Origin of the sequence: Bradyrhizobium sp. CW1, assembly GCF_023100665.1 — a bacterium.
GTDB classification, from domain to species: domain Bacteria; phylum Pseudomonadota; class Alphaproteobacteria; order Rhizobiales; family Xanthobacteraceae; genus Bradyrhizobium; species Bradyrhizobium canariense_D.
The window spans coordinates 1,035,685-1,062,637 of sequence record NZ_CP064684.1; the positions used below are offsets into that span (position 1 = coordinate 1,035,685).

Annotated in this window: 30 protein-coding genes and 1 pseudogene; 17 read left to right on the forward strand and 14 right to left on the reverse strand. The window is 63.6% G+C overall.

The window, feature by feature from the left end; all coding sequences use genetic code 11:
• Nucleotides 1-117: 117 nt before the first annotated feature.
• The 4 genes from IVB54_RS04870 to IVB54_RS04885 all read left to right on the forward strand — a co-directional run bounded on the left by IVB54_RS04870 (nt 118) and on the right by IVB54_RS04885 (nt 4,798).
• Complete coding sequence (locus tag IVB54_RS04870) at nt 118-1,185, forward strand: glycosyltransferase (protein ID WP_018453402.1); 1,068 nt, start codon at nt 118-120, stop codon at nt 1,183-1,185.
• A gap of 41 nt (nt 1,186-1,226) precedes the next feature.
• Nucleotides 1,227-2,627, forward strand: a complete 1,401-nt coding sequence (locus IVB54_RS04875) for an O-antigen ligase (protein ID WP_247777087.1) — start codon at nt 1,227-1,229, stop codon at nt 2,625-2,627.
• A gap of 65 nt (nt 2,628-2,692) precedes the next feature.
• Nucleotides 2,693-3,838, forward strand: a complete 1,146-nt coding sequence (locus tag IVB54_RS04880) for a GNAT family N-acetyltransferase (RefSeq protein ID WP_247299339.1) — start codon at nt 2,693-2,695, stop codon at nt 3,836-3,838.
• Between the two features lie 75 nt (nt 3,839-3,913).
• Nucleotides 3,914-4,798: a class I SAM-dependent methyltransferase gene (locus IVB54_RS04885; RefSeq protein ID WP_085350128.1), complete on the forward strand. Its 885-nt coding sequence runs from the start codon at nt 3,914-3,916 to the stop codon at nt 4,796-4,798.
• A 169-nt stretch (nt 4,799-4,967) separates the two neighbouring features.
• On the opposite strand, the pseudogene IVB54_RS04890 reads toward IVB54_RS04885, so the two are convergent.
• The 5 genes and pseudogenes from IVB54_RS04890 to IVB54_RS04910 form a co-directional block, all read right to left on the reverse strand.
• A pseudogene (locus IVB54_RS04890) lies at nt 4,968-6,187 on the reverse strand (IS701 family transposase).
• 52 nt (nt 6,188-6,239) lie between these two features.
• Entirely contained in the window at nt 6,240-6,467 is a 228-nt protein-coding gene (locus IVB54_RS04895; protein ID WP_157642889.1) for a hypothetical protein, read from the reverse strand.
• Between the two features lie 31 nt (nt 6,468-6,498).
• Nucleotides 6,499-7,098, reverse strand: coding sequence for an NAD(P)H:quinone oxidoreductase (wrbA, locus tag IVB54_RS04900; RefSeq protein WP_247360946.1), 600 nt, complete (start codon nt 7,096-7,098; stop codon nt 6,499-6,501).
• A gap of 135 nt (nt 7,099-7,233) precedes the next feature.
• Nucleotides 7,234-7,932, reverse strand: a complete 699-nt coding sequence (locus IVB54_RS04905; protein ID WP_018453407.1) for a pirin family protein — start codon at nt 7,930-7,932, stop codon at nt 7,234-7,236.
• A gap of 36 nt (nt 7,933-7,968) precedes the next feature.
• Entirely contained in the window at nt 7,969-8,721 is a 753-nt protein-coding gene (locus IVB54_RS04910) for an SDR family oxidoreductase (protein WP_018453408.1), read from the reverse strand.
• Between the two features lie 117 nt (nt 8,722-8,838).
• Between IVB54_RS04910 and IVB54_RS04915 the strand changes: the two genes are divergently transcribed.
• Nucleotides 8,839-9,774 carry a LysR family transcriptional regulator gene (locus tag IVB54_RS04915; protein ID WP_085350126.1) on the forward strand — a complete coding sequence of 312 codons (936 nt, stop codon included), beginning with the start codon at nt 8,839-8,841 and terminating at the stop codon, nt 9,772-9,774.
• A gap of 129 nt (nt 9,775-9,903) precedes the next feature.
• Here IVB54_RS04915 and IVB54_RS04920 read toward each other — a convergent pair whose 3' ends face one another.
• Nucleotides 9,904-10,161 (reverse strand): hypothetical protein, encoded by a 258-nt coding sequence (locus tag IVB54_RS04920; protein WP_026232525.1) that lies wholly within the window; start codon nt 10,159-10,161, stop codon nt 9,904-9,906.
• Between the two features lie 154 nt (nt 10,162-10,315).
• On the opposite strand from IVB54_RS04920, the gene IVB54_RS04925 reads away from it, so the two are divergent.
• Nucleotides 10,316-11,299 carry a tripartite tricarboxylate transporter substrate binding protein gene (locus IVB54_RS04925; protein ID WP_018453411.1) on the forward strand — a complete coding sequence of 328 codons (984 nt, stop codon included), beginning with the start codon at nt 10,316-10,318 and terminating at the stop codon, nt 11,297-11,299.
• Between the two features lie 95 nt (nt 11,300-11,394).
• A complete protein-coding gene (locus tag IVB54_RS04930) occupies nt 11,395-11,751 on the forward strand; it encodes a hypothetical protein (RefSeq protein WP_018453412.1) in 357 nt (118 codons plus the stop codon).
• 68 nt (nt 11,752-11,819) lie between these two features.
• Here the strand turns inward: IVB54_RS04930 and IVB54_RS04935 are convergent, their stop codons facing one another.
• The 4 genes from IVB54_RS04935 to IVB54_RS04950 form a co-directional block, all read right to left on the reverse strand.
• Entirely contained in the window at nt 11,820-12,659 is an 840-nt protein-coding gene (locus tag IVB54_RS04935; RefSeq protein WP_018453413.1) for an adenylate/guanylate cyclase domain-containing protein, read from the reverse strand.
• A gap of 55 nt (nt 12,660-12,714) precedes the next feature.
• The gene (locus IVB54_RS04940) at nt 12,715-13,182 is read right to left on the reverse strand and encodes a YbaK/EbsC family protein (protein WP_247777088.1); all 468 of its coding nucleotides are present in this window, start codon (nt 13,180-13,182) and stop codon (nt 12,715-12,717) included.
• 21 nt (nt 13,183-13,203) lie between these two features.
• Nucleotides 13,204-13,953 carry a haloacid dehalogenase type II gene (locus tag IVB54_RS04945; RefSeq protein ID WP_018453415.1) on the reverse strand — a complete coding sequence of 250 codons (750 nt, stop codon included), beginning with the start codon at nt 13,951-13,953 and terminating at the stop codon, nt 13,204-13,206.
• Nucleotides 13,954-14,045: 92 nt separating this feature from the next.
• Entirely contained in the window at nt 14,046-15,056 is a 1,011-nt protein-coding gene (locus IVB54_RS04950) for an NAD(P)-dependent alcohol dehydrogenase (protein ID WP_026232526.1), read from the reverse strand.
• 84 nt (nt 15,057-15,140) lie between these two features.
• Here IVB54_RS04950 and IVB54_RS04955 point away from each other — a divergent pair, with 84 nt between their 5' ends.
• The gene (locus IVB54_RS04955; RefSeq protein ID WP_018453417.1) at nt 15,141-15,488 is read left to right on the forward strand and encodes a MerR family transcriptional regulator; all 348 of its coding nucleotides are present in this window, start codon (nt 15,141-15,143) and stop codon (nt 15,486-15,488) included.
• Between the two features lie 112 nt (nt 15,489-15,600).
• On the opposite strand, the gene IVB54_RS04960 is transcribed toward IVB54_RS04955, so the two are convergent.
• Nucleotides 15,601-16,485 (reverse strand): amidohydrolase family protein, encoded by an 885-nt coding sequence (locus IVB54_RS04960; RefSeq protein ID WP_247299343.1) that lies wholly within the window; start codon nt 16,483-16,485, stop codon nt 15,601-15,603.
• 322 nt (nt 16,486-16,807) lie between these two features.
• Here IVB54_RS04960 and ykgO point away from each other — a divergent pair, with 322 nt between their 5' ends.
• From ykgO to IVB54_RS04975, 3 genes are all read left to right on the forward strand, one after another.
• Nucleotides 16,808-16,933: a type B 50S ribosomal protein L36 gene (gene ykgO / locus IVB54_RS04965; protein ID WP_006611362.1), complete on the forward strand. Its 126-nt coding sequence runs from the start codon at nt 16,808-16,810 to the stop codon at nt 16,931-16,933.
• Nucleotides 16,934-17,050: 117 nt separating this feature from the next.
• The gene (locus IVB54_RS04970) at nt 17,051-17,689 is read left to right on the forward strand and encodes a tetratricopeptide repeat protein (protein WP_026232527.1); all 639 of its coding nucleotides are present in this window, start codon (nt 17,051-17,053) and stop codon (nt 17,687-17,689) included.
• A 124-nt stretch (nt 17,690-17,813) separates the two neighbouring features.
• Nucleotides 17,814-18,074, forward strand: coding sequence for a hypothetical protein (locus IVB54_RS04975; protein WP_018453420.1), 261 nt, complete (start codon nt 17,814-17,816; stop codon nt 18,072-18,074).
• A gap of 12 nt (nt 18,075-18,086) precedes the next feature.
• On the opposite strand, the gene IVB54_RS04980 is transcribed toward IVB54_RS04975, so the two are convergent.
• The gene (locus IVB54_RS04980; RefSeq protein ID WP_007596968.1) at nt 18,087-18,269 is read right to left on the reverse strand and encodes a hypothetical protein; all 183 of its coding nucleotides are present in this window, start codon (nt 18,267-18,269) and stop codon (nt 18,087-18,089) included.
• 325 nt (nt 18,270-18,594) lie between these two features.
• On the opposite strand from IVB54_RS04980, the gene IVB54_RS04985 reads away from it, so the two are divergent.
• Complete coding sequence (locus IVB54_RS04985) at nt 18,595-19,551, forward strand: alpha/beta hydrolase (RefSeq protein WP_018453421.1); 957 nt, start codon at nt 18,595-18,597, stop codon at nt 19,549-19,551.
• A 108-nt stretch (nt 19,552-19,659) separates the two neighbouring features.
• Here IVB54_RS04985 and cycA read toward each other — a convergent pair whose 3' ends face one another.
• On the reverse strand, nt 19,660-20,055 hold the full coding sequence (gene cycA / locus IVB54_RS04990) for a cytochrome c-550 CycA (RefSeq protein ID WP_018453422.1): 396 nt from the start codon (nt 20,053-20,055) through the stop codon (nt 19,660-19,662).
• A gap of 273 nt (nt 20,056-20,328) precedes the next feature.
• Here cycA and IVB54_RS04995 point away from each other — a divergent pair, with 273 nt between their 5' ends.
• Nucleotides 20,329-21,822, forward strand: coding sequence for an FAD-linked oxidase C-terminal domain-containing protein (locus IVB54_RS04995; RefSeq protein ID WP_018453423.1), 1,494 nt, complete (start codon nt 20,329-20,331; stop codon nt 21,820-21,822).
• 53 nt (nt 21,823-21,875) lie between these two features.
• On the opposite strand, the gene IVB54_RS05000 is transcribed toward IVB54_RS04995, so the two are convergent.
• Nucleotides 21,876-22,211 carry an antibiotic biosynthesis monooxygenase family protein gene (locus tag IVB54_RS05000; protein ID WP_026232528.1) on the reverse strand — a complete coding sequence of 112 codons (336 nt, stop codon included), beginning with the start codon at nt 22,209-22,211 and terminating at the stop codon, nt 21,876-21,878.
• A gap of 214 nt (nt 22,212-22,425) precedes the next feature.
• Here IVB54_RS05000 and IVB54_RS05005 point away from each other — a divergent pair, with 214 nt between their 5' ends.
• From IVB54_RS05005 to IVB54_RS05020, 4 genes are all read left to right on the forward strand, one after another.
• Nucleotides 22,426-23,664 carry an FAD-binding protein gene (locus IVB54_RS05005; RefSeq protein ID WP_018453425.1) on the forward strand — a complete coding sequence of 413 codons (1,239 nt, stop codon included), beginning with the start codon at nt 22,426-22,428 and terminating at the stop codon, nt 23,662-23,664.
• Nucleotides 23,661-24,983, forward strand: coding sequence for a glycolate oxidase subunit GlcF (gene glcF, locus IVB54_RS05010; RefSeq protein ID WP_018453426.1), 1,323 nt, complete (start codon nt 23,661-23,663; stop codon nt 24,981-24,983). Before IVB54_RS05005 ends, glcF begins: the two co-directional genes overlap by 4 nt.
• 99 nt (nt 24,984-25,082) lie before the next feature.
• Nucleotides 25,083-25,436 (forward strand): histone, encoded by a 354-nt coding sequence (locus tag IVB54_RS05015; RefSeq protein WP_083926345.1) that lies wholly within the window; start codon nt 25,083-25,085, stop codon nt 25,434-25,436.
• 415 nt (nt 25,437-25,851) lie between these two features.
• The gene (locus IVB54_RS05020) at nt 25,852-26,856 is read left to right on the forward strand and encodes a TorF family putative porin (RefSeq protein WP_026232529.1); all 1,005 of its coding nucleotides are present in this window, start codon (nt 25,852-25,854) and stop codon (nt 26,854-26,856) included.
• Nucleotides 26,857-26,953 lie beyond the last annotated feature (97 nt).

Here is a 26,953-nt window from a genome sequence, read left to right on the forward strand (position 1 = left end):
GCGTTGGTTTCGTCAATTAGCGTTAAGCCGCCGGCATTAAGCCTGTGGCAAATTAGGAAGAGTGCGACAGCCGGTCCCATGCGAGAATGCGCATCAGGCCGCCGCGGATGGACACCAGTGCCCGCAAAGACATTCGACTACGATCCCGACGATATGGTCCTCAACCTGTTCTACGAGGACAAGGATGATCGCTGGTTTCCCGGCGACCGGCATCTGCGGCGCATGGCGCGTCGCATGCTGCTTGGCGAGCCGCGCATGAGCGGGCAGCTGCGCGTGTTCCTCAATCTCTGTGCGGGGCTCGATCGGCTCGGTATCCGCTATCGCGTCAACGACTATGGCTACATCGCGCGGCATCCGGGCGAACTCGCCTGCATCATCGGCCGCACCTTCTTGCTCGACAAGTTCGCCTGGAAAAATCCGATCCTGCTCGGCGTCGCCGCCCACAATCATCCGCTCGACGATCCCGACCTGTTCAAGCGCCTGCCGGTGAAGAAGGTCGTGGTGCCCGGCCCGTGGTACGCCGACATGTATCGGCCGCATTGGCCCGACACGGAGGCCTGGCCGATCGGCATCGACACGGATCTCTGGGCACCGCCGGCGACGTCGCAGAAGAGCGTCGACGTCCTGATCTACGACAAGGTGCACTGGGACCGCGATCGCTACGCGGCGGAGCTGATCGAACCCGTCCGCGCCCGGCTCACGAGGGAAGGCCGCTCGTTCGCCGAGCTGCGTTACGGCAGCTACAAGGAAGAAGACTATCGGGCCGCGCTCGCGCAATCGCGTGCGATGATCTTCCTCTGCCAGAACGAGAGCCAGGGCATCGCCTATCAGCAGGCATTGTCTTGCGGCGTGCCGGTGCTGGCCTGGGATCCAGGCGGGCCGTGGCGAGACCCCGACTACTATCCGCATCGGGTCCAATTCGCGCCGGTGTCGTCGGTGCCGTACTGGGACGATCGTTGCGGCGCCAAGTTCGTCGACATCGCCGGGTTTGAGGCGGGCTGGGATGATTTCTGGGCCGGGTGCGCCGCCGATACGTTCGATCCCCGCGGTTTCGTGCTGGACAACCTGACGCTGGAACAGCGCGCGCTTCAATATTACGAGATCGCGCGGAGCATCGTGCGGCAGCAGGCGGTGCCGCAGCGCCCCGCTGGACTGGTTGACGGATGCTTAACAGGGATCGGCTAAGACTTCGAGCTTCCCCCGGGCTTCACCACCAGCCTTGAGCCATGGATCGCAGCGCCATTGACATGACCGACGTCGAGGCCCGATCGTTCGGCGGCGTCCTGCGCGATGGGCTTGCAGGGGTCGACGCCGTGCGGGCGGCGCGCTGCCTCGTCGCAGTCGCAGCGCTGCTCCTCGTGCTGGTGACGCTCGATCCGTTTCCCGACCTGCGCAGCGAGGATGTCACCACCGTCGTCGGCGGACGAATGGCGCTCACTTATGTCGCCTGGGGCCTGCTGGCCGCGCTCGCAGTCCTGTTGGTCGCCGCAACGGATGCGCCCGCGCTTAAGACGCTGGTGACGCCGCTGCATCTCTGCCTGGTCGGCTGGCTGTTGATCAGCATCGTCTTCTCCGAGAATCGCGGAGTCTCGATGCAGCGCTTCATGCTCGCAGCCAGCGTGATGTCGCTCGCGGTGCTGTTGCCGTTGCTGCCGCCGACGCAGCGCAGCTTCAACCTGTGCCTCGGCGGCGCCGCCCTCGTACTGCTTGCGCTCTGCTATCTCGGCGTCTTCGTGGCGCCGCAATACTCGATCCACACCGCACTCGACGTCACCGAGCCGCAGTTGGCCGGCGACTGGCGCGGCAGCTTTGGTCACAAGAACATCGCTTCGCCGGTGATGACCATCCTGATTTATGTCGGCATTTACCTGTCTGCCATTGGTTCGTTCTTGATGGGGCCGGCCATCGCCGCGCTGGCTGGAATCTTCCTGATCTTCACCGGCGGCAAGACGTCGTCGGTACTGTGCCTTGCGATTTATGCGCTCGCCTCGCTGGTCTGCGTGACGCCGGGCCTGTGGCTGAAGCGGATCATCTGCTTCGTGCCGCTGATCGCGATGAACCTGCTGACGGTCGGCAGCGTCATGAGCCCGGCGCTCGGAGCGATGACGCGGCTGCTTCCGCTCGATCCCACCTTCACCGGCCGTTCCGCCATCTGGGAGTTCGCGCTCGCAGCTGTCGCGGAGAAGCCGATCATCGGTCACGGCTACGCCGCGTTCTGGGACGACGTGACCGCGCGGCAGACCGCCCAGGGCGCCGAATGGGCGACGAGCGCGGCGCACAGCCACAACAGCTATCTCGACCTCGCGGTCACCATCGGCCTGCCGGGGCTGTTGCTGGTGATCCTCGTCTTCGTGCTCGCGCCGCTCGGCAATTTCCAGACGGCCCGAACTCACAACCGCAGCGGTGCGTTGCCAAAGCTGTTCCTGACCGTATGGCTGTTCGGCCTGTATTACGGGGCCACTGAGACCTTCTTGCTCGAACGGCAAAATCCGATCTGGTTCATGTTCACTGTTGCCGTGGCCGGCCTGCACTTCCTGGCCAGGTTCCAATGCGTCGCGGAAATGGAACCGGACGACTTGTCGCAGCCGGTGCCGCCGCAATGGCATCGGCTTAACGATAAGCTGTGAGCTCACTTGTGGCCGCGACAAAACATAATCTATCTGGAAACGCCCAGTAATCGTATGTCCCGCGGATGACGATCCTCAGCGTCGAGCAACCAGATGGTCTTGTGTCCAGCGCGTCGGCAATCGCGGTCGATTTCGTGCGTGATTGGCCGCGGGCCGCATCGCGCCTGAACGCAGGCCATCGCACTGCATTCCAGCATGGCTACTGGCTCGGCGCCTGGTACGAGGCGTTCCACGATCTCTCGCCGCTGATTGCATTGATCTCCGATGCCACGACCGGCAGGGACATCGCAATCGTGCCGATGATCAGCCACCTCAGGCGCGGCATCCGCATCGTCGAATTCGCCGATCTCGGCGTTTCCGACAACAACGCGCCGATCCTGGCGCTCGATGCCGCGTTGGACGCGGCGGCGGCGGATGCGATCGGCACGGCGCTGATCGACGCATTGCGCGCATTGCCGGACCGCTTCGATTTGCTGCGCCTGAAGAAGATGCCGGCCCAGATCGGCGGCAACCCGAACCCGCTGGTGTCGCTCGGCCGGATCGGGTCCTGCTCGCTCAACGGCAACCTCGTGCTGACCGGCGACGACTATGAAGATTACCAGGCCTCGATCAAGCGCATGCAGATGCCACGCTGCTGGCGCGTCTTCAACCGTCACGCCGGCGCGCGATTCGAGATCGCCACCGATGTCGCGCGTGCGCGCGAGCTGCTGGACGTGATGGATGCCCAGCAGCAGGCGCGCATGCGAAAGCTCGGCTCGCGCTTCGTCCTCAACGACGAAACCCATGCGCAGTTCTATCGCGAGGTCGCGCGTCGGGGCGTCGCGAACGGTTATGCCGTCATCTCGGCGCTGGTTTGCGACGAGGCCATTGTCGCCACCGCGCTCGGCGTCAGGTTCGGTGAGACCTATTTCCTGCTGCGCATCAGCCACACCGGCGATTCCTGGTCGAACTGCTCGCCGGGGCTGCTCGTGACCGAGCGCACTATGGCGGCGCTGCATGCGGAAGGCGTGCGCCGTTTCGACCTCAGCATCGGCAACCAGGACTACAAGCGCCGCTTCGGCGCCGAGCCGGTGCCGCTGACGGATGTCAGCGTCGCGCTGTCCTGGCGCGGCATGCCCTTCGCGTGGCGCGACCACGCCGCGCAGGGCCTGCGTCGTCACCCCAGGCTTGCCGCCTTTGCGGCGCAGGCGATGGGCAAGAGGACGCGCTGACGCGCCGCCCTGGATTGTAGGGTCACTCGATTATCGCAATCGTTGTGTTATCGTCGCCTGTTTCCCGGAGGCGACATGGAAGATCGTTCGGCAAAATATCGCGCATTCTATGCACAGTTGATCAGCGCCGCGGCGAGGGCCGCGGACCCCCGTATCGAAGAAGCGTTTCGCACCGTCAGGCGCGAGACGTTCGCCGGACCCGGGCCGTGGTCGATCTCGGTTGGCGGCCACCCCTATGTTGTCACACCCGATGATGATCCCGCTTTCCTCTATCAGAACACGCTGCTCGCGCTCGACAGCGCGCGGGGTCTCAATATCGGGATGCCCGGCGCGCACGCCTATTGGCTCAGCGGTTGCGCGGTGAAGGAAGGCGAGACTGTGATCCAGATCGGCGCGGGGAGCGGCTATTACACCGCAATCCTCGCGCATCTCGTCGGCCCCGGCGGCCGCGTCCATGCCTACGAGATCGACGAACGTCTGGCAGGCCTCGCGCGCGAGAATCTGAAGGACATCGCCCATACGGACGTGCGGGATCGATCGGGCATCGCGTCCGATCTTCCCAAAGCCGACGTGATCTATGTCTGCGCGGGTGCGGCGCAGCCGGCCACCGAATGGCTCGATGCCTTGCTGCCCGGTGGGCGGCTGGTGTTTCCACTCGCGCCCGAAGGCATGATCGGCGGCATGTTGATGATCACGCGCCCCGACGAGGGGGCGGTCTGGCCCGCCAAATTCCTCGGGCGTGCCCAATTCATCGGCTGCGCGGGATTGCAGAACGCGGATGCCGCCCGGCGACTGGCCGAGGCGTTCGCAAGGGGGTGGGAGGGCGTGCAGTCGTTGCGGAGAGAGGGCGCTCCCGACGAGACCTGCTGGTTCGCCGGTGAGGGCTGGTGGCTGTCGACAGCGCCGGCGCCTGTCGCGACTGCGCCCATTAAGCCCAACGCGGACATCACGCAGGCCTAGCATTACAGTTGCTTTTTTGATTTGAAGTGGGCGCGTTGAGCGGCAGCCTGGTGAGCTCTGCGCCAGAAGGACCATGCGATGATGTGTGCGGGTTGAATCCGCTTCCGCGCAAGTCTGATAGCAATGCGGCGGATTTCCTGGATTGACCAACGGATCAGTGGTGGGGTGGTTATGTTTTGGCTTTTGCCGGGGGGCGCCGTTTCGTTTTTTTGGGCGGTGGCGGATTAGCGCGATGTCGGATCGCGGCCATCATGGCGAAGGCGAGCATCACCAAGGACACATGACGGTGCCAGCCATGCCAGGATCTGCTCTCGTTGTGATCGAGCCCGAACTCGTTTTTCGCCGTTTCAAAGCTGTCCTCGATCGCCCATCGATGGCCTTCGACCGCGACCAGCGTTTCAATGGCTGTTCCCGCTGGGCACCAGGTGGTGAAGAAGGCGAGGTCATCATCGGCAATGCGACGACGGATCAGTAGACCGCGTGTCCACAAACCGTCATTTGCACTGTTGGACTGCTCGGCCTCGAGATCCGCCAATTCGAGATAACACCAATCGTGCAGCCGCGGTCCTTTGGTTCCGGCTCCCGCCGACAGGCGCTTCCAGTCGGATGAGCGCCGCGTCCGGGCGAGGTCTGCAGCCGTACCGGCGACCGGCGGTCGCTTGCCCCAGGATCGAAACACATGAGCGCTGCTGACCCCAAGCACGTAGCCTTTGCCTGCCCGACGTAGTTGCTGTTCGATGTTGCCAACACCGTAGACGGTATCACCGGCAACCCACTTGAATGGTACAGACCCGGCTATCGCGCGTGCGATCATTCTCGTCGCAAGCTTTGGTTTGGTCGCAAAGCCGACATCGGCAGGCACATATGTGGCTTCCAGACGATCTGGATCGTCGGTCCATTCCTTCGGAAGATACAACGCGCGATCGATGAACGCATGGCCATGACGCGAAACGTAGGCAGCGAAGACGCCGATCTGGCAGTTCGTGATCTTTCCTGCCGAACCAGTGTATTGCCGCGCCACTCCGCATGACGCTTTGCCCTGTTTGAGAAAACCGGTCTCGTCGATCACGAGCACCGCATCGTCATCCGCCAAATGCTCGATGACATAGTCGTGCACGATATCGCGCAGGGCATCAGCGTCCCAGTCTCCACGACCCAGAATCGCCTGCTGCCGCCATGGGCCGGGATCGCCAGCCGCCTCCGCGCGCATCCAACCGGTCTTGCGCTGCTCATCTCCGAGCAGACCTTCCAGGAACAGACCTGCATTCGTCGCAACACGCTCTTGCGTGAACAACGGACGTATCCGTTGCTTGATCTTCGAAGCGACGCCGCCCACAACGCAAGCGTCGCCTCAACCGACGCGGCCCGCGCCCACGACATTCGAATCATGGTTGCCCATGGATTCAGAAGCCCGCAACAAAAGCAACTGTAATGCTAGTGGCTAGAGCATCATGACTTCGCGCAGCCGGCACAGTGAAAGCGGCCGCGTGAGGCCTTGAACAGGCTCCGGCAATACCAGCGCCGCGCCAGCGCCTGAGCGGGCCTGCGGATCATCTGCGCGATCAACAAGAGTTCGAAAGCCATTCGTATCGCTTTTGGTGAAATATCCTGGCCACAGAGATGGGGCGGCATCTCCAGAAGAGAATGCCGCCCAGATCGCACCTGCCATGCAGTGGTTCGGACGTAAAGCTTAACCGCGCTCAGCCGTGCAGCTTCCTGGCTGTCTCCGCGATCTGGCGGCCCTGATAGCGTGCGCCGGCGAGCTCGTTGGCGCTGGGCTGCCGGCTGCCGTCGCCTCCGGTGATCGTGGTGGCGCCGTAAGGCGCGCCGCCGGTGACCTCGTCGAGCTTCATCTGGCCGGCAAAGCCGTAATTCAGGCCGACCACGACCATGCCGAAATGCAACAGGTTGGTGATGATCGAGAACAGCGTCGTCTCCTGACCACCATGCTGGGTCGCGGTCGCCGTGAAGGCGCCGCCGACTTTGCCGTGCAGCGCGCCCTTGGCCCAGAGACCGCCGGCCTGGTCGAGGAAGTTCGCCATCTGCGAGGCCATGCGGCCGAAGCGGGTGCCGGTGCCGACAATGATCGCGTCGTAATTGGCGAGGGCGTCGATCGTGGCGACGGGGGCGGCCTGGTCGAGCTTGTAATAGGACGCCTTGGCGACCTCGGCCGGCACCAGCTCGGGTACGCGCTTGATGTCGACGGTGGCACCGGCTTCGCGCGCGCCTTCGGCAACGGCATTGGCCATCGTTTCGATGTGGCCATAGGCGGAATAATACAGGACGAGAACTTTGGTCATGATGTCTCCGATGGGATTGAGTGAGTGCTTTTTTTGGGTCGTCATGCCCGGGCTCGTCCCGGGCATCCACGTTCTTGTTCGCTCGTCGCGGGGCGTGGATGGCCGGGACAAGCCCGGCCATGACAGAGAGAGCCGTTACGCCGCGTCGACGAGCACGATCTCGGAATCTTCGAGTGCCGTGATTTTCAGCCTGTCCTCGTCGCGGATCGCGGCGCCGTCGCGGGCGTTGACGCGCACGCCGTTAATTTGGACTGACCCCGCCGCGGGCACCAGATAAAGGTGCCGCGACTTGTGCGGCACGTACTCGGCGCTCTCACCGGCCTTCAGCGTGGTGGCGAGCACCCGCGCATCGGCGCGGATCGGCAGCGCGTCCGTGTCATGCTCGAAGCCGCTCGCGATGGTGACGAGCTTGCCCGAGCGGTCTCCTTTCGGAAACGGCTTCGAGCCCCAGGTCGGCTGCCCGCCGCGCGCGGTCGGCTCGATCCAGATCTGGAAGATGCGTGTCTTGGTCGACTCGAGATTGTACTCGGAGTGGCGGATGCCGCTGCCGGCGCTCATCACCTGCACGTCGCCCGCTTCGGTGCGGCCTTCGTTGCCGAGGCTGTCCTGATGGGTGATCGCGCCCTCGCGCACATAGGTGATGATTTCCATGTTGGCGTGGGGATGGGCGGGAAAGCCGGTGTTCGGCGCGATCTCGTCGTCGTTCCAAACCCGCAAGGCGCCGTGACCCATGTTGTCGGGGTCGTAATGGCTTGCGAAGGAGAAATGATGCTTGGCATTGAGCCAGCCGTGATCGGCGCCGCCGAGCTTTGCGAAGGGTCTGAGTTCGATCATCTGCGTAATTCCTTGTTTTGGCGGATGGCGCCTTGATCAGGCGCCAAAACCGCCGTCGACGTTGAGCACCGTGCCGGTGACGAAGGAGGCTTCCGGACTTGCGAGGAACACGACGCCAGCCGCGACTTCCTCGGGGCGGCCGAAGCGCTGCAACGCGTGCTGCTTGCGCTGGGTCTCGGCGAACTCGCCGCCGTCCTTCGGGTTCATGTCAGTGTCGATCGAGCCGGGCTGCACCACATTCACGGTGATGCCGCGTGGGCCGAGGTCGCGCGCTGCGCCCTTGGTGTAACCGACCACGGCGGCCTTGGTGGCGACGTAGTCCGCAAGACCCGGGAACGAGGCGCGATCGGCGAGCATCGAGCCGACGGTGACGATGCGGCCGCCTTCGCCCATCAATTGCGAAGCGGCGCGGATCGCAGCGATCACGCCATGCACGTTGATGGCATCCTGGCGGGCGAGCGCTTCGGTGTCGGCATTGGCGTCATCGATCGCACCGCCGCTCGCGACGCCGGCATTGTTGACGAGGATGTCGAGATGGCCGAACTCCTTCGCGACGTCGTTGACGAGCTGCGTCACGTCCTTGGCCGAGGCCTGGTCCGCCTTGAAGGCGCGGGCATTGACGCCTCGGGCCTTCAACTCGGTGACGACGGCTTCCGCCTTTTCGGGAGAGGCAACGTAGCTGATCGCGACATCCGCGCCTTCATCGGCGAGGGCGCGAGCAGAGGCCGCGCCGATACCGCGCGAGCCACCAGTGACGAGGGCAACCTTGCCTGAGAGCTTCTTGGTCATTGGATTTCTCCATTCCTGAATTTCTGATGACCCTTGGATAAGCCTCTGTTTGTGGTATAGAAATAGAAACTGTCGAAACACATTGTTTCCTTAAACATCCCAATTGGATCCGCTTTCATGGCCAAACTCCCCGATTTCGAGGCGCTCGCGATTTTCGCAAAAGTCGTGGAATTACGGTCGTTTGCGGGGGCCGCTGGTGAGCTCGCGATGTCCAAGGCAACGGTGTCCAAGGCGGTCACGCGCCTCGAAGAGCGGCTCGGCGCCCGGCTGTTCAACCGCACCTCACGCCGGCTCGCGCTGACCGATGCCGGGCATAAGCTCGCCGAGCGTGCGACGCGCCTGCTGTCCGACGGCGAGGCGGCGGAGAACGAGGCGCTGGCGCAATCGGTCGCACCGCGCGGCCTCGTGCGGCTCGCCGTGCCCATGACATTCGGGATCAAGGCGGTGGCGCCGCTGCTGCCGGAGTTCTTCGAGGCGTATCCGGAGGTCTCGGTCGATCTGCACTTGAGCGATGCGACCATCGATTTGATTGGCGAGGGCTTCGACATGGCGGTGCGGATCGCGCGGCTGCCGGATTCCTCGCTGATCGCCCGCCGGCTCTTCACCATGCCGCGTTTCACGGTGGCCGCGCCGTCATATCTCGAGCAACACGGGCGGCCGACGCATCCGATGCATCTGGCCGAGCACAAATGCTTCAGCTACGCCTATCTCTCCACGCCCAACGTCTGGCACTACACCAACTCGGCCGGCGAGCAGGCCAGCGTACGTCCGGGCGGACAGCTCCGCGTCAACAACGGCGAAGCGGTGATGCCGGCGCTGATCGCCGGCCTCGGCATCGCCGACCTTCCGGAATTCATCGTCGGTGACGCCATCTCCTCCGGCGAGGTCGAAGTGATCCTGAAGGACTGGAAGCAGGTCGAAGGCGCCGTGCATCTGGTGACGCCACCTGGCGGCCCGCGCCCCGCGCGCGTCGAGGCGCTCGGTGATTTTCTCGCGGCGAAGCTGCCGGGGACGTGCAAGCGGCGAGTGCGCGGAAAGGCAAAGCCGTCTTAGAAAAGCCGTCGTAGAGCGAGCGGCTTCATCGACCTCCATCATTGCGAGGAGTGAAGCGACGAAGCAATCCAGAATGTCTCCGCGGAGGTATTCTGGATTGTTTCGCTGCGCTCGCAATGACGGGTTGGACTAAGACACCTTCTCACCATTACGCACCACAATTCGCAAGCTCGGCTTCAACGTCTCCTCCAGTTGCGACTTCAAATCATGAACACGCGGATCGCGCGAACGCTTCGCGCAGACCGCGTATTGGTGCACGGATTGCGCCAAGGCGCGTCGCGCTTCCGGCGTTCGCGTCACGTCCGGCTTTGAAAGCCGCAAGACGATGGCGGCGAGATTCACCAGCATCTCGTCCAGCGCCACGTCAATGGTCTGAAGTCTATTCATCGCTCCACTCCCTGGGAGGCAACGGTGAGCCCAGGGGGGCGTTCCTGACCGGGCGGAACATGGATAATGCTTCGTTAATCCCGCCGCGCGGCTTGTTCTTGCGGACGGTCACGCTAGGCTGGCAGCGAAATAAGAAAACAGGGGGAAATCTGCCATGGATCGACGCGATGTCCTGCGCGCGGCTGCCGCATTGCCGTTGTTGCCTGTGTTGTCGAGCGCGGCTTTCGCGCAAGCCTATCCCTCTCGCAACGTCACCATGATCGTGCCGTTTCCGGCCGGCGGCCAGGCGGATCTTGCGGCGCGCCCCGTCGCACAGGCGCTGGAGCGAATCCTCGGCAAGGCGGTCATCGTCGACAACCGCGCCGGCGGTGGCGGTGGATCCGTCGGCAATGCCGCGGCGGCGCGCGCCGAGCCCGACGGCTACACGCTGCTGATGACGCTGTCCTCGCTCGCGGTGCTGCCCGAGGCCGACCGGCTGTTCGACCGTCCGGTCGCCTACGAGCTCTCGCAGTTCATGCCGATCGCGCGGGTGCTGGCCGATCCCACGCTGCTCGCGGTGCCCGCCTCGGCGCCATGGAAGACCGCGCAGGATTTCGTCGAGGATGCCAGGAAGCGTCCCGGCCAGATCACCTACGGCTCATCGGGGCCTTACGGCACGCTGCACGTGGCGATGGAGATGTTTGCGAGCAGCGCCGACATCAAGCTGCTGCATGTGCCGTTTCGCGGCGCCGGACCGGCGCTCACCGCGCTGCTCAGCGGCACCGTGCAGGCGATCGCCGCCGCACCGGGAACGCTGAAGCCGCAAGTGGAGGACGGCAAGCTGCGCGTGCTCGGCAATTGCGGCGCCAAGCGCGTCGCAAGCTTCCCCGATGTGCCGACCTTCCAGGAGCTCGGTTACAAGGACGTCGAGATGTACATCTGGGCCGGACTCTTTGCACAGAGTGCTCTTCCCGCGCCGATCGCGACTCGCCTGCGCGAGGCGATGGCGCAGGTGATGACGAGCCCCGACGTGCTCAAGGCCTTCGAAACGTCGGGCAGTCTCGTTGCCTATCAGGACGCGCCGGCGTTTGCCGAGTTCGTGGCGGTCGACAGCGCGCGGCTGATTGCTGCGGTGAAGAAGATCGGCAAGGTCGAATAGGTTCCTGGCCCATTTTCACAATTTTTTGTTGGTCCAGAACCTCTCCGCGTCTCATTGATTGAACAGAATTCGAGAGACTCGCGAAGGAATCGGACATGCGAACAGAGCGGATCGCGCTGGGTGTGGCGCTTGCAATCGGCGGCATCGTCGCGCAAGGCGCTGCATCCGCTGAAGAGTATCGCGGAACCATGGAGCAGCAGATGGCCTGCACGCCGGATGTGTGGCGGCTGTGCAGCGATCAGATCCCTGATGTGAGCCGCATTACGGCCTGCTTGCGGCAGAATACGCCCCAGCTCTCCAGCGGCTGTCGCGCGGTGTTCCAGTCCAACAACCAGATGCCGCCGCAGCAGCAGGTTCCGGGCAATCGCGCCGCGCCGGCGCCGCGATACAACAATGTGCCGCCACCACCTCCGCAGGCGCAGCCGCGGCCTTATGACGATAGCGACGAGTAGTGCTGCCCAAGCATGATCGGGGCGCGCGCGCGCAGCAGTGGGCGCGAAGCGCGGTTGTGCCGCCTCGTTCAGCGCTCGCCCTTGCCGTCCGACTCAGGTCGATCCCGGAGCGCCGTCCGCATGATGGCGCCGAAGAGCAAAGCTGCCACCGGCCAATGGAACCAGATCTTGTGCATGCCGGTGAAAATATTGATCAGAATCAGAAAGGCCGACACCGTGAGGGCCGCCGCAACCGGGCGGGGCAGCTTCGCCAGTCCGTCTGAAACGAAGCCCATCCAATTGGATGACTCGGATCTGTCGCGGTGCGCGGCGTCAGTTTGCGAGCCCGCACTTGCGGTCTGAGATGTCAGGCGTTCGCCAGGCGGAAAGCTCCGTGCTTGAGCGGCTTGGCCGCTCATGGTCACACGATAGCTGGTCACGGGAGCAATGTTTTTCATTGGACGCTGGCCGAGGCAGTCGAAGCCAACAGATAATTTGTTGTGCACCTGATCATAGGCGGAGCTGGAGATCACGATACCACCGGGTTCGGCAAGTTCTTGCAGACGCGCCGCGATATTGACCCCGTCTCCATAGAGGTCGGAACCATCCACCATCACATCGCCGAGATTGATGCCGATGCGAAACCGCATCGGGGGAGGTGGGCCCGAATCCTGGTTGGAAATTTCCTGCTGAATCTCGACCGCACACTGCACGGCTTCCACGACGCTGGCGAATTCGGCGATGACGGCATCGCCCCAGGTATTCACGATCCGGCCGTCATGGCGCTCCACCAATCGCGCGATGGCCGTGCGATAGCGGCGGAGTGTCTCCAGCGTTCCCGCCTCGTCTGCTTCCATGAGACGAGAATAGCCGTGCACATCAGCGCATAGCACGGTGGTCAGCCGCCGTTTGACCTTATCATCGGGCATGGTCCGTACATTAGCGTCCCTGACCGGCAAATGCATCAGGCATCCCCCAGCTGCCTTACGGCCTGACTTCGCAGACATCGACCCATTCAGCCCGGGTCAGCTCCGCCATCCGCTCCGGCGTGATGCGCACGGCGCTGTGGGTCGAGCCGGCGGCCGGCACCACCACGTCGAACGCTTTCAGCGAGACGTCGCAATAGACCGGCAGCGGCGCCTTTAATCCGAACGGGCAGACGCCGCCGACCTCGTGGCCGGTGATCTCGGCGACCTCTTCCAGTCCCAGCATTTTCGGCTTGCCGCCGAACGCCGCCTTCACCTTCTTGTTGTCCATGCGCGAAGTGCCGGCCGCGACGATCAGGATCACGCGCTCGCCGATCCGCAACGACAGCGTCTTGGCAATCCGTCCGGGCTCGACGCCATAAGCATCGGCGGCCAGCGGCACTGTCGCGGAGCTGATCGGGGATTCGATAACTGATATGTCGGGGGCTTTCTCGGCGAAGAAGGCGCGAACGGATTCCAGGCTCATTCAGGTCGGCTCATTCCAGACTTACCGTTGGGCGGCGATGCCTAAGCAACTTGGCAGTTCCGAGAGCGCCCGGACGCGATGATCCGGCGCAAAGCCGAGCTCGTCCATCTGGGTGCGGATCGCCTTAAACATCGTCAGCGGTGCCACGAGTTCGTTCTCGACGCAAGCCAGCGCCATCGCTTCCGGCGTCACCCGTTCGATCCAGGCAACGTTCAGTCCGAATGCTTTCGCGCCCGCGACATCCCAGGGATTGGAGGAGACGAACAGCACCTCGTCAGGCGCGGTGCCGAGCACCTCGCCGATCAGCTCATAGGCCTCCGGGCTCGGCTTGAAGATCTTCTTCTCGTCGACGCTGATCGTGGCGTCGAGCAGGGCGTCGAGGCCGGAGTTGCGCACGAGCGCATTCAGCATGTCCGGACTGCCGTTGGAGAGGATGGCGAGCTTTCGCGGTTTCAGAGCCGTGAGCGCCGCCGTCGCATCCGGATAGAGATCGAGATGAAGGTACTTCTCGACGACGCGCTCGAATGCCTCATTCTCGTAAGCGAGCCCGAGCACGCGCAGCGTATAGGCAAGCGAGTCGCGCGTGATGGCTGCAAAGTCCTGGTAGCGCCGCATCAGCGAGCGCAACCAGGTGTATTCGAGCTGCTTGATTCGCCAGATCTGCGTGATGATCTCACCGTAGCCCGGAAACGCATCCTCGGTGGTCTCGGCGACCGACTGGATATCGTAAAGCGTTCCGTAGGCATCGAAGACAACGGCTTTGAGACTCATTTGACCTGTCCTCCGGGATCGTTGCGGTCCACGGACTATACAAGGCGCCGCGGTATCGATCCAACACGGAAACGCGAACTGAGCCCTCGCTTTTAAAGCCTGATCACGATCTTGCCGAAGTGTGAGCCGGTCCGCAGGTGCGCATACGCTTCGGGAACGTCGTCGAAGTCGTAGACCCGATCCACGATCGGGTGGATCGCGTGTTCGGTCAGGAAGCGATTCATCGCGGCAAAGTGTTCGACCGATCCGACGGTGACACCAATGATGTCGGCATTCTCCCACTGCAGGCGCGCGAGGTCGGGCTTGGGACCGAACCCCGTCAAGACACCGATCTGGACGATCTTGCCACCCGAAGCGACCGATCGCAGCGATCGGTCATAAGTGCCGGGACCGCCGAGTTCGAGGATGTGACTGGCACCTGCGCCATTCGTCGCCTTCATGAGGACGACATCCCAGTCAGGGGTGTCGCGGTAGTTGATGAGGATCGAGCCGCCCAGCGCCTTGGCGCGGGCGAGTTTTTCATCCGAGGAGGATATCACGATCGCACGCGCCCCCAGCGCCGCTGCGAATTGAAGCCCGAACAGCGCGACGCCGCCTGTTCCCTGGACCAATAGCGTGTCGCCTTTGTGCATCCCGCCGCGTGCGATGAGGCCATGGAAAGCCGTGACGCCGGCACAGGGCAGGGTCGCTGCCTCCACCGCGGACAGATGGGCCGGCACTGAGACCAGCGCGGTCGCCGGCAGCACGACATACTCAGCCAGCATTCCGTCCATCGTGTTGCCACCGAGGGATGACGGAATATAGCTGGACTTGAACGGCCCCGAGATCCAATCGCGGAAGAACGACGCAGCGACGCGGTCTCCGAGTCGCCATTGCGCGACGCCGGCGCCGATGGCGTCAACGACACCCGCACCGTCGGAGAGTGGCACGCGGCCGTTGATCTCGCCTTGGCCTGCACGGTCGAGGATCAGGAGGTCGCGGTAATTCAGACTTGCCGCTTCGACCCGAATGCGGACCTCGCCATTGGCGGGTTCGGGTTTGCTGATTTCGGCGCGCGCAAGGCGGCCAGCACCAGCATGGCCATTCAAATGGTAGGCTTTCATCGTTGCTCCCTTCACAAGTGGCATTCACTTGGACGAGCAAAGTCTTTAGGGTCTGACAGTGCTGTCAGGGTCAAGGGGCTTCAGATGAAAATCGGCGAACTCTCCCGGCGGACGGGGGTCAGCGTCCGAATGCTGCGCTACTACGAAGGCGAAGGACTGCTCACGCCGCTGCGGACGAACTCCGGCTATCGCGACTATGGCTTGGCCGAAGAGGAAACCGTACGGCGCACCAAGATGCTCGGCGGCGCGGGAATGACGCTCGAAACCATCAAGCGGTTGCTCCCATGCGTGAGGAACAACGATCCAGCTTTCACGCCGTGCAACGAGCTGCGAAAAATACTCACTCAGCAGGTCGGCCTGATCGACGAACGTATCGAGACGCTCAGCCAAAGCCGGACAATCCTGGCCGGCTTCCTCGCAGGCGTGAACTGATCGCATAACATAGCCATCAGATTCACCGCGCCAAAGTCTTAGGCCCTCAGGGCCGGAGCATGAGGGCTTCGATAGCAGCGTCGAAGCCCTCGATGCGCTGACGAGTACGCGCCTAGATCCCCAGCAGCTTGCGCGCGTTGGCCTTCAGCACCTTCGGCCGGATCTCGTCGCGGATCTCGATCTTGGCGAAATCCGACAGCCAGCGGTCGGGCGTGATCACCGGCCAGTCCGAACCGAACAGCATCTTGTCCTGCAGGATCGAGTTGATGTAGCGCACCAGGATCGGCGGGAAATATTTCGGCGACCAGCCCGAGAGGTCGATGTAGACGTTGGGCTTGTGGGTCGCGACCGACAGCGCCTCTTCCTGCCAGGGGAAGGAGGGATGGGCGAGAATGATCTTGAGCTCGGGGAAATCGGCCGCGACGTCGTCCATGTACATCGGGTTGGAATATTTCAGCCGCATGCCCATGCCACCGGGCATGCCCGAGCCGACGCCGGTCTGGCCGGTGTGGAACAGCGCGATCGCGCCGCCATTGTTGATCTCTTCATAGAGCGGATAGGCCATGCGGTCGTTGGCGTAGAAGCCCTGCATGGTTGGGTGGAATTTGAAGCCGCGCACCCCGTATTCCTCGATCAGCTTGCGCGCCTCGCGCACACCGAGCTTGCCCTTGTGCGGGTCGATCGAGACGAAGGGGATGAGAACGTCGAGATGGTCGGAGGCGATCTCCAGCATCTCCTCATTCTTGTAGCGGCGGAAGCCGGTCTCGCGCTCGGCGTCGACCGGGAAGATCACCGCGGCGATGTTCTTGGACCGATAGTAGGCGGCGGTCTCCGGCACGGTCGGCGGATGCTTGTGCGGCGACTTGAAATAGTCCGCCATCTGCGCCTGGAAGTCGTCATAGCCGTCGTCGGGATGGGTGCCGCAGGGCTCCTCGGCGTGGGTGTGGATGTCGATGGCAACGACGTCGTCGATGTTCGGCAGCTTCAGCTTCGGCATGGGTTTCCTCCCGACGGGTTGTCGAATTGATTATATGATATAACGAATTTGGCAAGGCATTGTGGGGACAAGGCGTTGTGGGATCGGCGTCGTCCGAGATGATTGAGCCCGATCCGGCCGCTTCTACTTTGCATCGGGTTGTTTTCCTGAATTTGCTGGGTGCGATCGGGCCAGTTAACATTGACATCCGGTCCTCCCATGCCTTAAGAACCGCCCCGTCCCGGGCGGTCGGTCCGCCAGCGGGAAAATCTCATTTTGCCTCATTCGCGCGTGCCGAAACGGTAGTGCCGAACACGGCCTTTCGAACGTTCAGGATTCTGCCATGAAGGTCCGTAACTCGCTGAAATCGCTGCGCGGTCGCCATCGCGCCAACCGCCTGGTCCGCCGCAAGGGCCGGGTCTATGTGATCAACAAGGTGCAGCGCCGCTTCAAGGCTCGCCAGGGCTGATCTGGGCGGCTGATTTCGCCCTGCCTGACGCTCGCGCGCCCGCAAGACCACGGTCTCACACGAGTTTGACGCCGCCCCTGCTTTGCAAGGGCGGCTTTGCGCGTTTAGACTTCGACCATGGCAGTGAGATTCCTCTTCGCGCGCACCCTGTGTCTGGCTCTTGTGCTGGGAGCCGCCGGCCTCGCTCCGGCGCTGGCGCAGGCTGATCCGCCGGCTCCGCCCGGCAAGCAGAAGAAACTTCCGGAAGCGCCGGCCAAGCTGCCCAAGGTCGACCGCACCAAGAATCTCGATTTCCTGTTCGGCGCGCTGAAAGCTGCGCCCGACGAAGCCAGCGCCAAGCATGTCGAGGCGCGGATCTGGGCGATCTGGATCCAGACCCCGAGCGACACCGCGGCGCTGCTGATGGCGCGGGCCAAGACCGCCGTCGACGCAAAGAAGATCGAGGTTGCGATCAAGCTGCTGGATTCGGTCGTCAAGCTCAGGCCCGACTACATCGAGGCCTGGAATCGTCGTGCGACGCTCTACTACATGCAGAACGATTATGGCCGCTCGCTCGCCGACATCCGCGAGGTGTTGATCCGCGAGCCTCGTCATTTCGGCGCGCTCGCAGGCCTCGGCATGATCATGCAGGAGGTCGGCGACGAAAAGCGCGCGCTCGAAGCCTACCGCAAGGCGCTCGCCGTCAATCCGCACCTCGAGAAGATCCCCGACCAGGTCAAGGCGCTGACCGAGAAGGTCGAAGGCCGCGATATTTAGCGGACAAGTCGATCATTGCTCGAGCGAATGCGGCGCAGGCGGATTAACCACGATGACACGCGCCGCGTTACAAGGGGTGTGGATGGCACCGCCGCAGGCCTACCTTCATGGCGGGAGCACAGCCATGAAGCGTTTGATCTTTGCAGGTATGTTGCTGTTGGCGTCGGGCACGGCGAGCCTCGCCGACGGACTGTTCTGGGTGGTCGGCAATCGTGCCACCGGAAAATGCAACATCGTGACCAGCAATCCCGTGATCTTCGGCGACGTCTGGTTCGGTGACGGTCCTTACAAATCGAAGGCCGACGCCAAGCTTGCCCGTTCGACCATCCGCGCCTGTCCCGCACCCACGCCTGACGAGGAAAAGGACGAGGACAGCACGAACTAGGTCGACAGCAATCTAGTGCAAAACGCTGCCTTCGCGCTCGGCGAGGCCGCGATCGACCGCTGCGGCATAGGCCTTTGCAAGCTCCGTCTCGAGGTGCTCGTTGATCAGCAGCAGCGCGCGCACGGCACCGCGCAGGTCACCGTGGCAGCTTGCCACGATCTCGTCGATCGCAGTATCTTTGGATCTCAGGCTCATCGAAATTCTCCGGTTCAAATCAGGATAAATCCTGCCGGTCTTCCCGCATCCCTGAGGGTTGCGAGCACGATCGGCGCCCACCTGCGTCTAAATGGCGGAACCGACCATGGCGATTATAAGGAAGCCGCGATGACGAGTGCATGAAGCTGTTTCGAAGCCTGCGTGCTCCGGGGAGCAGTATTGATTTCATTGCGTTTTTCTCGCTTGAATTATGCACATATCCACAGCCCCGGCATTTCAAGTGGAGCGCGGGGGCTCCCCGGGCGAAACTGCCGGCCGCAAGCCACGTAACTGCCCTGTGCCTTGGGTCGCCCGGATTCCGTCCATGATCGTGATGTCAGTCGTGACCGCGCTGGTTGTGCTGGCGCTGGTCACGCAGGCCGGCGTCCTCGCCGTGCAACGCGCCTTTCCACCGCAGGGCCGGATGATCGAGGTCGAGGGTGCCGTGCTTCACCTCGTCGATATCGGCCCGCGCGATTCGGGCCTGCCGATCGTGATGCTGCACGGCGCGAGCTCCAACCTCGAGGCAATGCGGCGGCCGCTCGGCGATCTCCTCGCCAGGAACCATCGCGTCATCCTGATCGACCGTCCCGGCCACGGCTGGAGCACGCGGGCGCGGCGGCAGGATTCGACGCCGGAGGTCCAGGCGCGAATGATCGATGAGGCGCTCGGCAAGCTCGGGATCGATCGCGCGGTGTTCGTGGTGCATTCCTGGAGCGGCGCGCTCGGCGCGCGGCTGGCGCTCGATCATCCCGGCCGCGTCGCGGGCCTTGTGATGCTCGCGCCCGTCACCCATCCTTGGCGCGGCGGCGTCGGCCGCTACAACGAGATCATCGCAACGCCCGTAATCGGCCCGCTGCTCGCCTACACCATAACCCTCCCGCTAGGCTATTTCCTGAGCGAGTCCGGCGCGCGCAACGTCTTCCTGCCGCAAACGATGCCGGACGGTTTCGTGCAGGACTCCGCGACGCCGTTGCTGCTGCGCCCGCGCGAGTTCATCGCCAATGCCTATGATCTGGTGTCGCTGAAGCAGGCGGTGGCTGCGCAAGCTCCGCGCTACGGCGAGATAACGGCGCCGGTCACGATCATCGCCGGCGAACCCGACAAGACGGTAAAGACCGCCATTCACGCCCGCCCGTTCGCCGCCACCGTGCAGAATGCCAAGCTGATCGTGCTGCCTGATCTCGGCCACATGGTGCAGAACGCGGTGCCCGATCTCGTGAAGACAGAGATCGAGACGATGATCGGGAAAATCGTCCCGGCGCAGGCGACCGCCGATTAGAGCGTTTTCGAGCGAAGTGGATGCCGGTTCGCGTGAAGAAAACGCGTCAAAACGAGAAGCTGGAGCTTCGGTTCAGAACCGAAGCTCCAGCGGCCGCCGTTCCCGCGCTTACTGCTTGATCTTTCCGTCTTTGTCGAACTGCGACACGTAGGCCCAGAGATTGTTGATCTCGGTCTCGTTCTTGATGCCGGCGAACGCCATCTTGGTGCCGGGGATCTTGGCCTTGGGGTCCTTGATGTATTCCTTGAACACGGCCTCGTTCCAGGTGATGCCGGAATTCTTGTTGGCGTCGGAGTAATTGTAGTCCGGCGCGGTGCCGGACTTGCGGCCGTCGAGGCCGTTGAGCTCGGGGCCGACCTTGTTCTTGGCGCCTTCGCCGATCGCGTGACAGGCCAGGCATTTGTTGAACGACGACTTGCCGGCCGCGACGTCCTGCGCCATCGCGGCGGGTGCGGTGGCAATCGCGGTGAGGATGGTCAATGCGCCAAAAATCAGTTTTGTCATCGGGTGCTCTTCGTCTCTTCCCTGGGGGCTGGTCAGTTGCATGCCTGATCGGCAACGGTCGGACCTGCCGGTTTTGGCAGGCCTGCTCGGATTGGACAAGCCGCCAAACCATGGCAGGTTTCACGATTTCCTACTTGTCCCAGAGCGAACTCGCGCAGGATCGTCGATCCGACTTTCGGACGGCCTACCCAAACCACCGCGGACGTGGTTGATTTACCGCGACAAATCGATCATGCGGCCTTGGCCGGAAGGATATGCCATGAAGGAAATGTTATGGCCATCATGATGCCCGCGAGCGACCAGGCCGTGCTCGCGCGCCGCGCCGAGATCGTGGCTGCATTGCGCGCAATCGTGCCGGGCGAAGGCGTGATCGACAGCGCCGCCGAGATGCGGGCCTATGAATCCGATGGGTTGACGGCCTATCGGCAGCCGCCGATGGTCGTTGTGCTGCCCGACACGACCGAGCAGGTTTCGCTGGTCCTGAAATATTGTGCAGGGCAGGGCATCAAGGTGGTGCCCCGCGGCTCCGGCACCTCGCTGTCCGGCGGCGCGCTGCCGCTGGAAGACGGCGTGCTTCTGGGCCTCGGCAAGTTCAAGCGCATCCGCGAGATCGATTTCGACAACCGCGCCGTCGTCACCGAACCCGGCGTCACCAACCTCGCGATCAGCCAGGCCGTCGCCCATGCTGGGTTCTACTACGCGCCGGATCCGTCATCGCAGATCGCCTGCTCGATCGGCGGCAATGTCGCGGAGAATTCCGGCGGCGTGCACTGCCTGAAATACGGCATGACCACCAACAACGTGCTCGGCTGCGAGATCGTGCTGATGAGCGGCGAGATCCTGCGCATCGGCGGCAAGTCGGCGGAAAACTCCGGCTACGATTTGATGGGCGTCATCACCGGCTCGGAAGGCCTGCTCGGTGTCATCACCGAGATCACGGTGCGCATCCTGCAAAAGCCGGAGACGGCGCGCGCGCTGATGGTCGGCTTCGCGCAAGTCGAGGCGGCCGGCGAATGCGTGGCGCGCATCATCGGCGCCGGCATCATTCCCGGCGGCATGGAGATGATGGACAAGCCCGCGATCCACGCCGCGGAGGCCTTCGTCCATGCCGGCTATCCGCTCGATGTCGAGGCCCTCCTCATCATCGAGCTCGACGGTCCCAAGATCGAGGTCGACGAGCTGATCACGCGGGTCGAGACGATTGCGAACGCTTGCGGCTCGACCACCTGCCAGATCTCGACCTCGGAAGCCGAGCGCAATCTGTTCTGGGCCGGCCGGAAAGCCGCCTTCCCCGCCGTCGGCCGCATTTCGCCCGACTATCTCTGCATGGACGGCACCATCCCCCGCGGTGCGCTGCCGAAGGCGCTGGCGCGCATCCGCGAGCTCTCGGAAAAGTACCAGCTTGGTTGCGCCAACGTGTTCCATGCCGGCGACGGCAATCTGCATCCGCTGATCCTCTACGATGCCAACAAGCCCGGCGAGATCGAGCGCGCCGAAGCCTTCGGCGCCGACATCCTGCGCGCCTGCGTCGAGTTCGGCGGCGTGCTCACCGGCGAGCACGGCGTCGGCATCGAGAAGCGCGATCTGATGCCGGAAATGTTCAGCGAGATCGACCTCAACCAGCAGCAGCGTCTGAAATGCGCCTTCGACGCGCAGGGCCTGCTCAATCCCGGAAAGGTGTTTCCGACCCTGCACCGCTGCGCCGAGCTCGGCCGCATGCACGTCCATGCCGGGAATCTGGCATTCCCGGACATCCCCCGGTTCTAGGCGCTTGCGCCGATGGAAGGGCTTGCGATGCACGCCTCTTTCCTCGGCAATGCCTACAGCAGTCCGTATTGCGCCCGCTCGCGCTTCGCCAGCAGCGGCAGGGCTTCGCCAGCGATCCAGGTCTTGAAATGCGCGCTCTCCTGGTGCGCCTTGAATGCCGCCTCGTCGCGGAACAGTTCGTAGAACAGGAACTGGGCCGGATTGTCCTTTGCGCGCGAGATCAAGAACAGCTTGACGCCGTCCTCGCGCTGGGCCTCCGGCAGGAAGCGGTCGAGGATCGCGGCGATCTTGTCGGCCTCGCCCGGCTTCGCTTCCCATTGCGCGACGACGAGCAGGCCGCCGCCGTCGACGGCGTCGCTGAGCGATTTCTGCGTGGCATAGTGGTTCATGATGTCGTCTCCGTCGGTTGGTCTCTCGGTGCAGATTTGTAGCGATCGGCTGTCGGCTTTGGTTCGCCGGTGATCGAAGTGTCGATGTCGTGAATGCTTCGATGAGGATCGAATCTTGGCCGTGGCTCCGAGGTCGAGCCGGATCGCGCGGCAATGGCCGCTGTCGTCACGCTGCATTTGATTTTGGCGGCGAATTTCGCTACCGCCTTTGCCCGTGGATACGCTCAAGGTACGAGACGCCAAAGACGTCGAAGAGGTGGTGCGCGCGGCGATTGCCAATGAGCAGCCGCTCGAGATCATCGGCCATGGCTCCAAGCGCGGCATCGGCCACGCGATGGCGACCAACGCCGTGCTCGACGTCTCCGCGCTGAATGCCATCACCGGCTACGAGCCCAACGAACTCATTGTCACGCTCCAGGCCGGGGCGCCGCTGGCCGACGTGCTGTCGCTGATCGATGCCAAGAACCAGCAATTCGCCTTCGAGCCGATGAACACCGCGCCGCTGCTCGGCACGCCCGCGCTCGGCACCATCGGCGGCATGATCGCGGCTGGCCTGGCCGGTCCGCGCCGGATCAAGGCGGGCGGCGCGCGCGACCATCTGCTCGGGGCGCATGCCGTCTCCGGTTTCGGCGACAGCTTCAAGACCGGCGGCAAGGTGGTGAAGAACGTCACCGGCTACGACCTCTGCAAGCTTCTCGCCGGTTCCTGGGGCACGCTGTCGGTCATGACCGAGGTCACGCTGAAAGTGATGCCCAAGCCGGAGGCCGAGCGGACGCTGTTGCTGCGCGGGCTCGACGATGCCGCCGCCAACAAGGCAATGACGGCGGCGCTCGGCTCGCCTTTCGATGTCTCCGGGGCCGCGCATCTGCCGACATCGGCGTTCCGGACCGAGATCGAAGGTCTCGGCGATATCGCAGGCCAGGGCGAGGCGCTGACCGTGCTGCGGCTCGAGGGCATTGCCGCCTCGGCCGCCCACCGTGCCGGCTCGCTGCGCGAATTGCTGGCGCCGTTCGGAACCGCAATTCTCGTCGAGGACACGGCGTCAGCGGCGCTGTGGACCACGATCCGCGACGTCCTGCCGTTCGCGGCCAGTGGCGCGCTGGGGGCCTGGCCGGTCTGGCGGATCGTCTGCCCGCCGGCGTCGGGCGCGGCGCTCGGGACCCTGCTGGCGCGCGAGACCGGTGGCGACGTGATCTACGATTGGGGTGGTGGACTGATCTGGGCGGCGGTGCCACCGAAGCCGGACGCGCATGCTCGGGCCGTGCGCGAACGTACGAATGCCGCCGGCGGGCACGCCACGCTGATCCGGGCGGCCGAGGACATCAGGCGCGCGATCGATGTATTCCACCCGCAAGCCCCTGGCCTTGCCGCGTTGAGCGAGCGGGTCCGCGCCAGTTTCGATCCGAAGACCATCCTCAACCGGGGGCGGCTGACGCGAGGCACTGCCGCATGAAGACCGAATTTTCACTCGCGCAGCTCGCCGATCCCGACATCGCGGAAGCCGACAAGATCCTGCGCGCCTGCGTCCATTGCGGCTTCTGCACCGCAACCTGTCCGACCTATGTGCTGCTTGGCGACGAGCTCGATAGCCCGCGCGGCCGCATCTATCTGATCAAGGAGATGCTGGAGAAGGACCAGACGCCGACGGCCGAAGTGGTCAAACATGTCGACCGCTGCCTGTCGTGCCTGGCCTGCATGACGACCTGCCCCTCGGGCGTGAATTACATGCATCTGGTCGATCAGGCCCGGGTCAGGATCGAGCAGCGTTACGAGCGGCCGCTCGCCGAGCGGCTGCTGCGCCGAGTGCTGGCCTTCGTCCTGCCGCACCCGCAGCGTTTCCGCGCCAGCATGTGGCTGGCGCGGCTGGCCCGCCCGCTGGCCGCGTTCCTGCCGACGCCGCGGCCGTCGGCGACGCCCGGCCTGGTTCTGCGCCTCAAGGCGATGCTGGCGCTGGCGCCGGACCGGCTGCCGCCGCCCGGGCCCGCCGCCGGCAGTGTGTTCGCGGCACTCGGCAAGAAGCGCGGCCGGGTCGCGCTGCTCCAGGGCTGCGCCCAGCAGGTGCTGGCGCCGCGCATCAACCAGGCCGCCATCAGTCTCCTCACGCGCCACGGCATCGAGGTCGTCCTTGTCAGGGACGAGCAGTGCTGCGGCGCCCTGACCCATCACCTCGGCGACGATCAGGACGCATTGGCACGGGCTCGCGCCAATGTCGCGGCGTGGCGCGCGGAAGCGGCCGGCGAGGGGCTCGACGCCATCCTGGTGACGGCGTCAGGCTGCGGCACCGTGATCAAGGACTACGGCTATCTTCTGCGCGAAGACGCTGCGTTTGCCGCCGATGCGGCGAAGGTCTCTGCGCTCGCCAAGGACATCACTGAATACGTCGCCGGCCTTGGACTCGCGGCCACGACGCGACAGGACAACATCGTCGTCGCTTATCACTCTGCGTGTTCGTTGCAGCACGGGCAGAAAATCACGGGCCTTCCGAAAGAATTGCTTTCCAATAACGGATTCGTGGTGAAAGATGTGCCGGAGAGCCATTTGTGTTGCGGTTCGGCGGGGACTTACAACATTCTCCAGCCCGAGCTTGCGGGCCGGTTGCGCGATCGCAAGGTCGCCAACATCGCGAGCGTCAAGCCGGACATGATTGCCGCAGGCAATATCGGCTGCATGGTGCAGATTGCCAGTGGCACGTCAGTTCCGGTCGTACACACGATTGAGCTTCTCGATTGGGCTACGGGCGGGTCGCAGCCGGCATTGAACGCGCAAGACTGAGCTTTCGAAGACTAAGCTTTCGAAGGCTGAGCTTTCGTCCGGAGATAACGGCTGAAGACACCCGATCGACCATTGTTCGGCGGCAACAGGAGGATCACGATGGCGAAAGCGAAGAAGAAAAAAAGCAAGAAGGCCAAAAAGGCCAAGAAGGCAGTAGCGGCGAAGAAGACCTCAAAGAAGGCAGCCAAGAAGTCCGCGAAGAAATCCGCGAAGAAGTCTGCCAAGAAGGCTCCAAAGAAATCTGCGAAGAAGGCCGCGCCAAAGAAGGCCGCTAAGAAGGCTGCGCCTAAGAAGGCCGCCAAGAAGGCTGCGAAGAAAGCGGCGCCGAAGAAGGCGAAGGCAGCTCCGAAGCCGTCAACGCCGGCAGCTCCGGCTCCCGAGCCTGCCGCCGAGACAAGCTGGGCGATGCCTTCGTCTTCTGCGGACACGACACCGGCCGAAGGACAAGGTTAGGCCCAAGGTCAGGCCAAAGGCTGGATCCAATCCGACGACCATGATCGGCAACAGGAAGGCCGCAGCCGGCGATGCTGCGGCCTTTTTGCATCGGCGCGTCGGCGCGCGGGGATGATCTCGTCGGGAAGCAGCCTGATTCGTGGCACGGGCAGCACGGTACCGCCGGACCCGTACTAACGCGGGCCTCCCAGTGCACTTTGGAATGCAAATAATGTGATCGAGAAGACACACGGGCTGACAACCTTTCGTGGAATCGTCAGAACGCCCAAAAAGTCGGCAGATGCCCGCGTTTTTTGCTTCACGGTTTGCCTCACCCCATCCAGATTGCCGCAGTTACGAAATTTGCAATCAGGTCGAGCGTTCCGGGGGCTTCCGGGATCCGGCTGGGGTCTTAGAACTGGTGATGGGGATCGAAATGAAAAAAGTGGCTTTGTTGGCAACGGCGCTGGCAATGGTGACGGGCTCGGCTTTCGCGGCAGACATGCGAGTGAAGGCACTGAAGGCCCCGCCGGTGGTCGCGTTTGATCCCTGGGATATCGCCTTCGGCGGCGCCATCATGAGCGACTACATCTTCCGCGGCGTCACGCAGTCGAACCACAAGCCGTCGGTCGCGGCCTATTTCGAGCCGCGCTACAACGTCAACAAGGACCTCCAGCTCTACGTCGGCGTGTCCGCCGAGAGCATCTCCTTCGCCAATCGCGCTGCTGCTGAAGTCGACATCTACGGCGGTATCCGCCCGACCTTCGGCGCCTTCGCCTTCGATATCGGTGTCTGGGGCTACCTGTATCCGGGCGGCAGCTGCGCCGACAACGTGCTCACCGGCGGCATTCCGGGCGGCAACGTCTGCGGCGTCAGCACGACCACTATCTTCCTCGCCGACGGCAACGTCATGAAGAAGGACGTCAGCTTCGTCGAAGTCTACGGCAAGGTGAACTACACCATCAACGACAGCTTCACGGTCGGCGCGACCGAGTACTACTCGCCGAACTTCCTGAACTCGGGTGCCTGGGGCAACTACGCTTCGTTGACCGCCAAGTACACGGCGCCCAGCACGGCCTTCGGTGCTTCCGGCATGGGCATGTACGTCTCGGGTGAGTTCGGCCGGCAGTGGTTTGGTACTTCGGACGCCTTCTACGGCACCGGCGTCGGCACCGTTTTCGCCAACGGTATCCCCTACAAGGACTACAACACCTGGAACATCGGCATCGGCTTCACCTACAAAGTGTTCACGCTGGACCTGCGTTACTCCGACACCGACCTGAACAAGGGTGATTGCAACGCCTTCACCAGCGCCTTCAACGCCACCGGCACCACCAACGTCACCGCGATCAATCCGGGCGGTGCTGGCTCCAACTGGTGCGGCGCGGCCGGCATTGCCAAGCTGTCGTTCGACCTGACGGCCATGAGCAACCTGAAGTAAGCTTCTTCCCGAAGCGACTTGATGAGGGCGGCAGGGCAACCTGCCGCCCTTTTGCTTTGGGGCTTTGGGGCGTAGGCCAGGGGCCCGCATGGTTCGA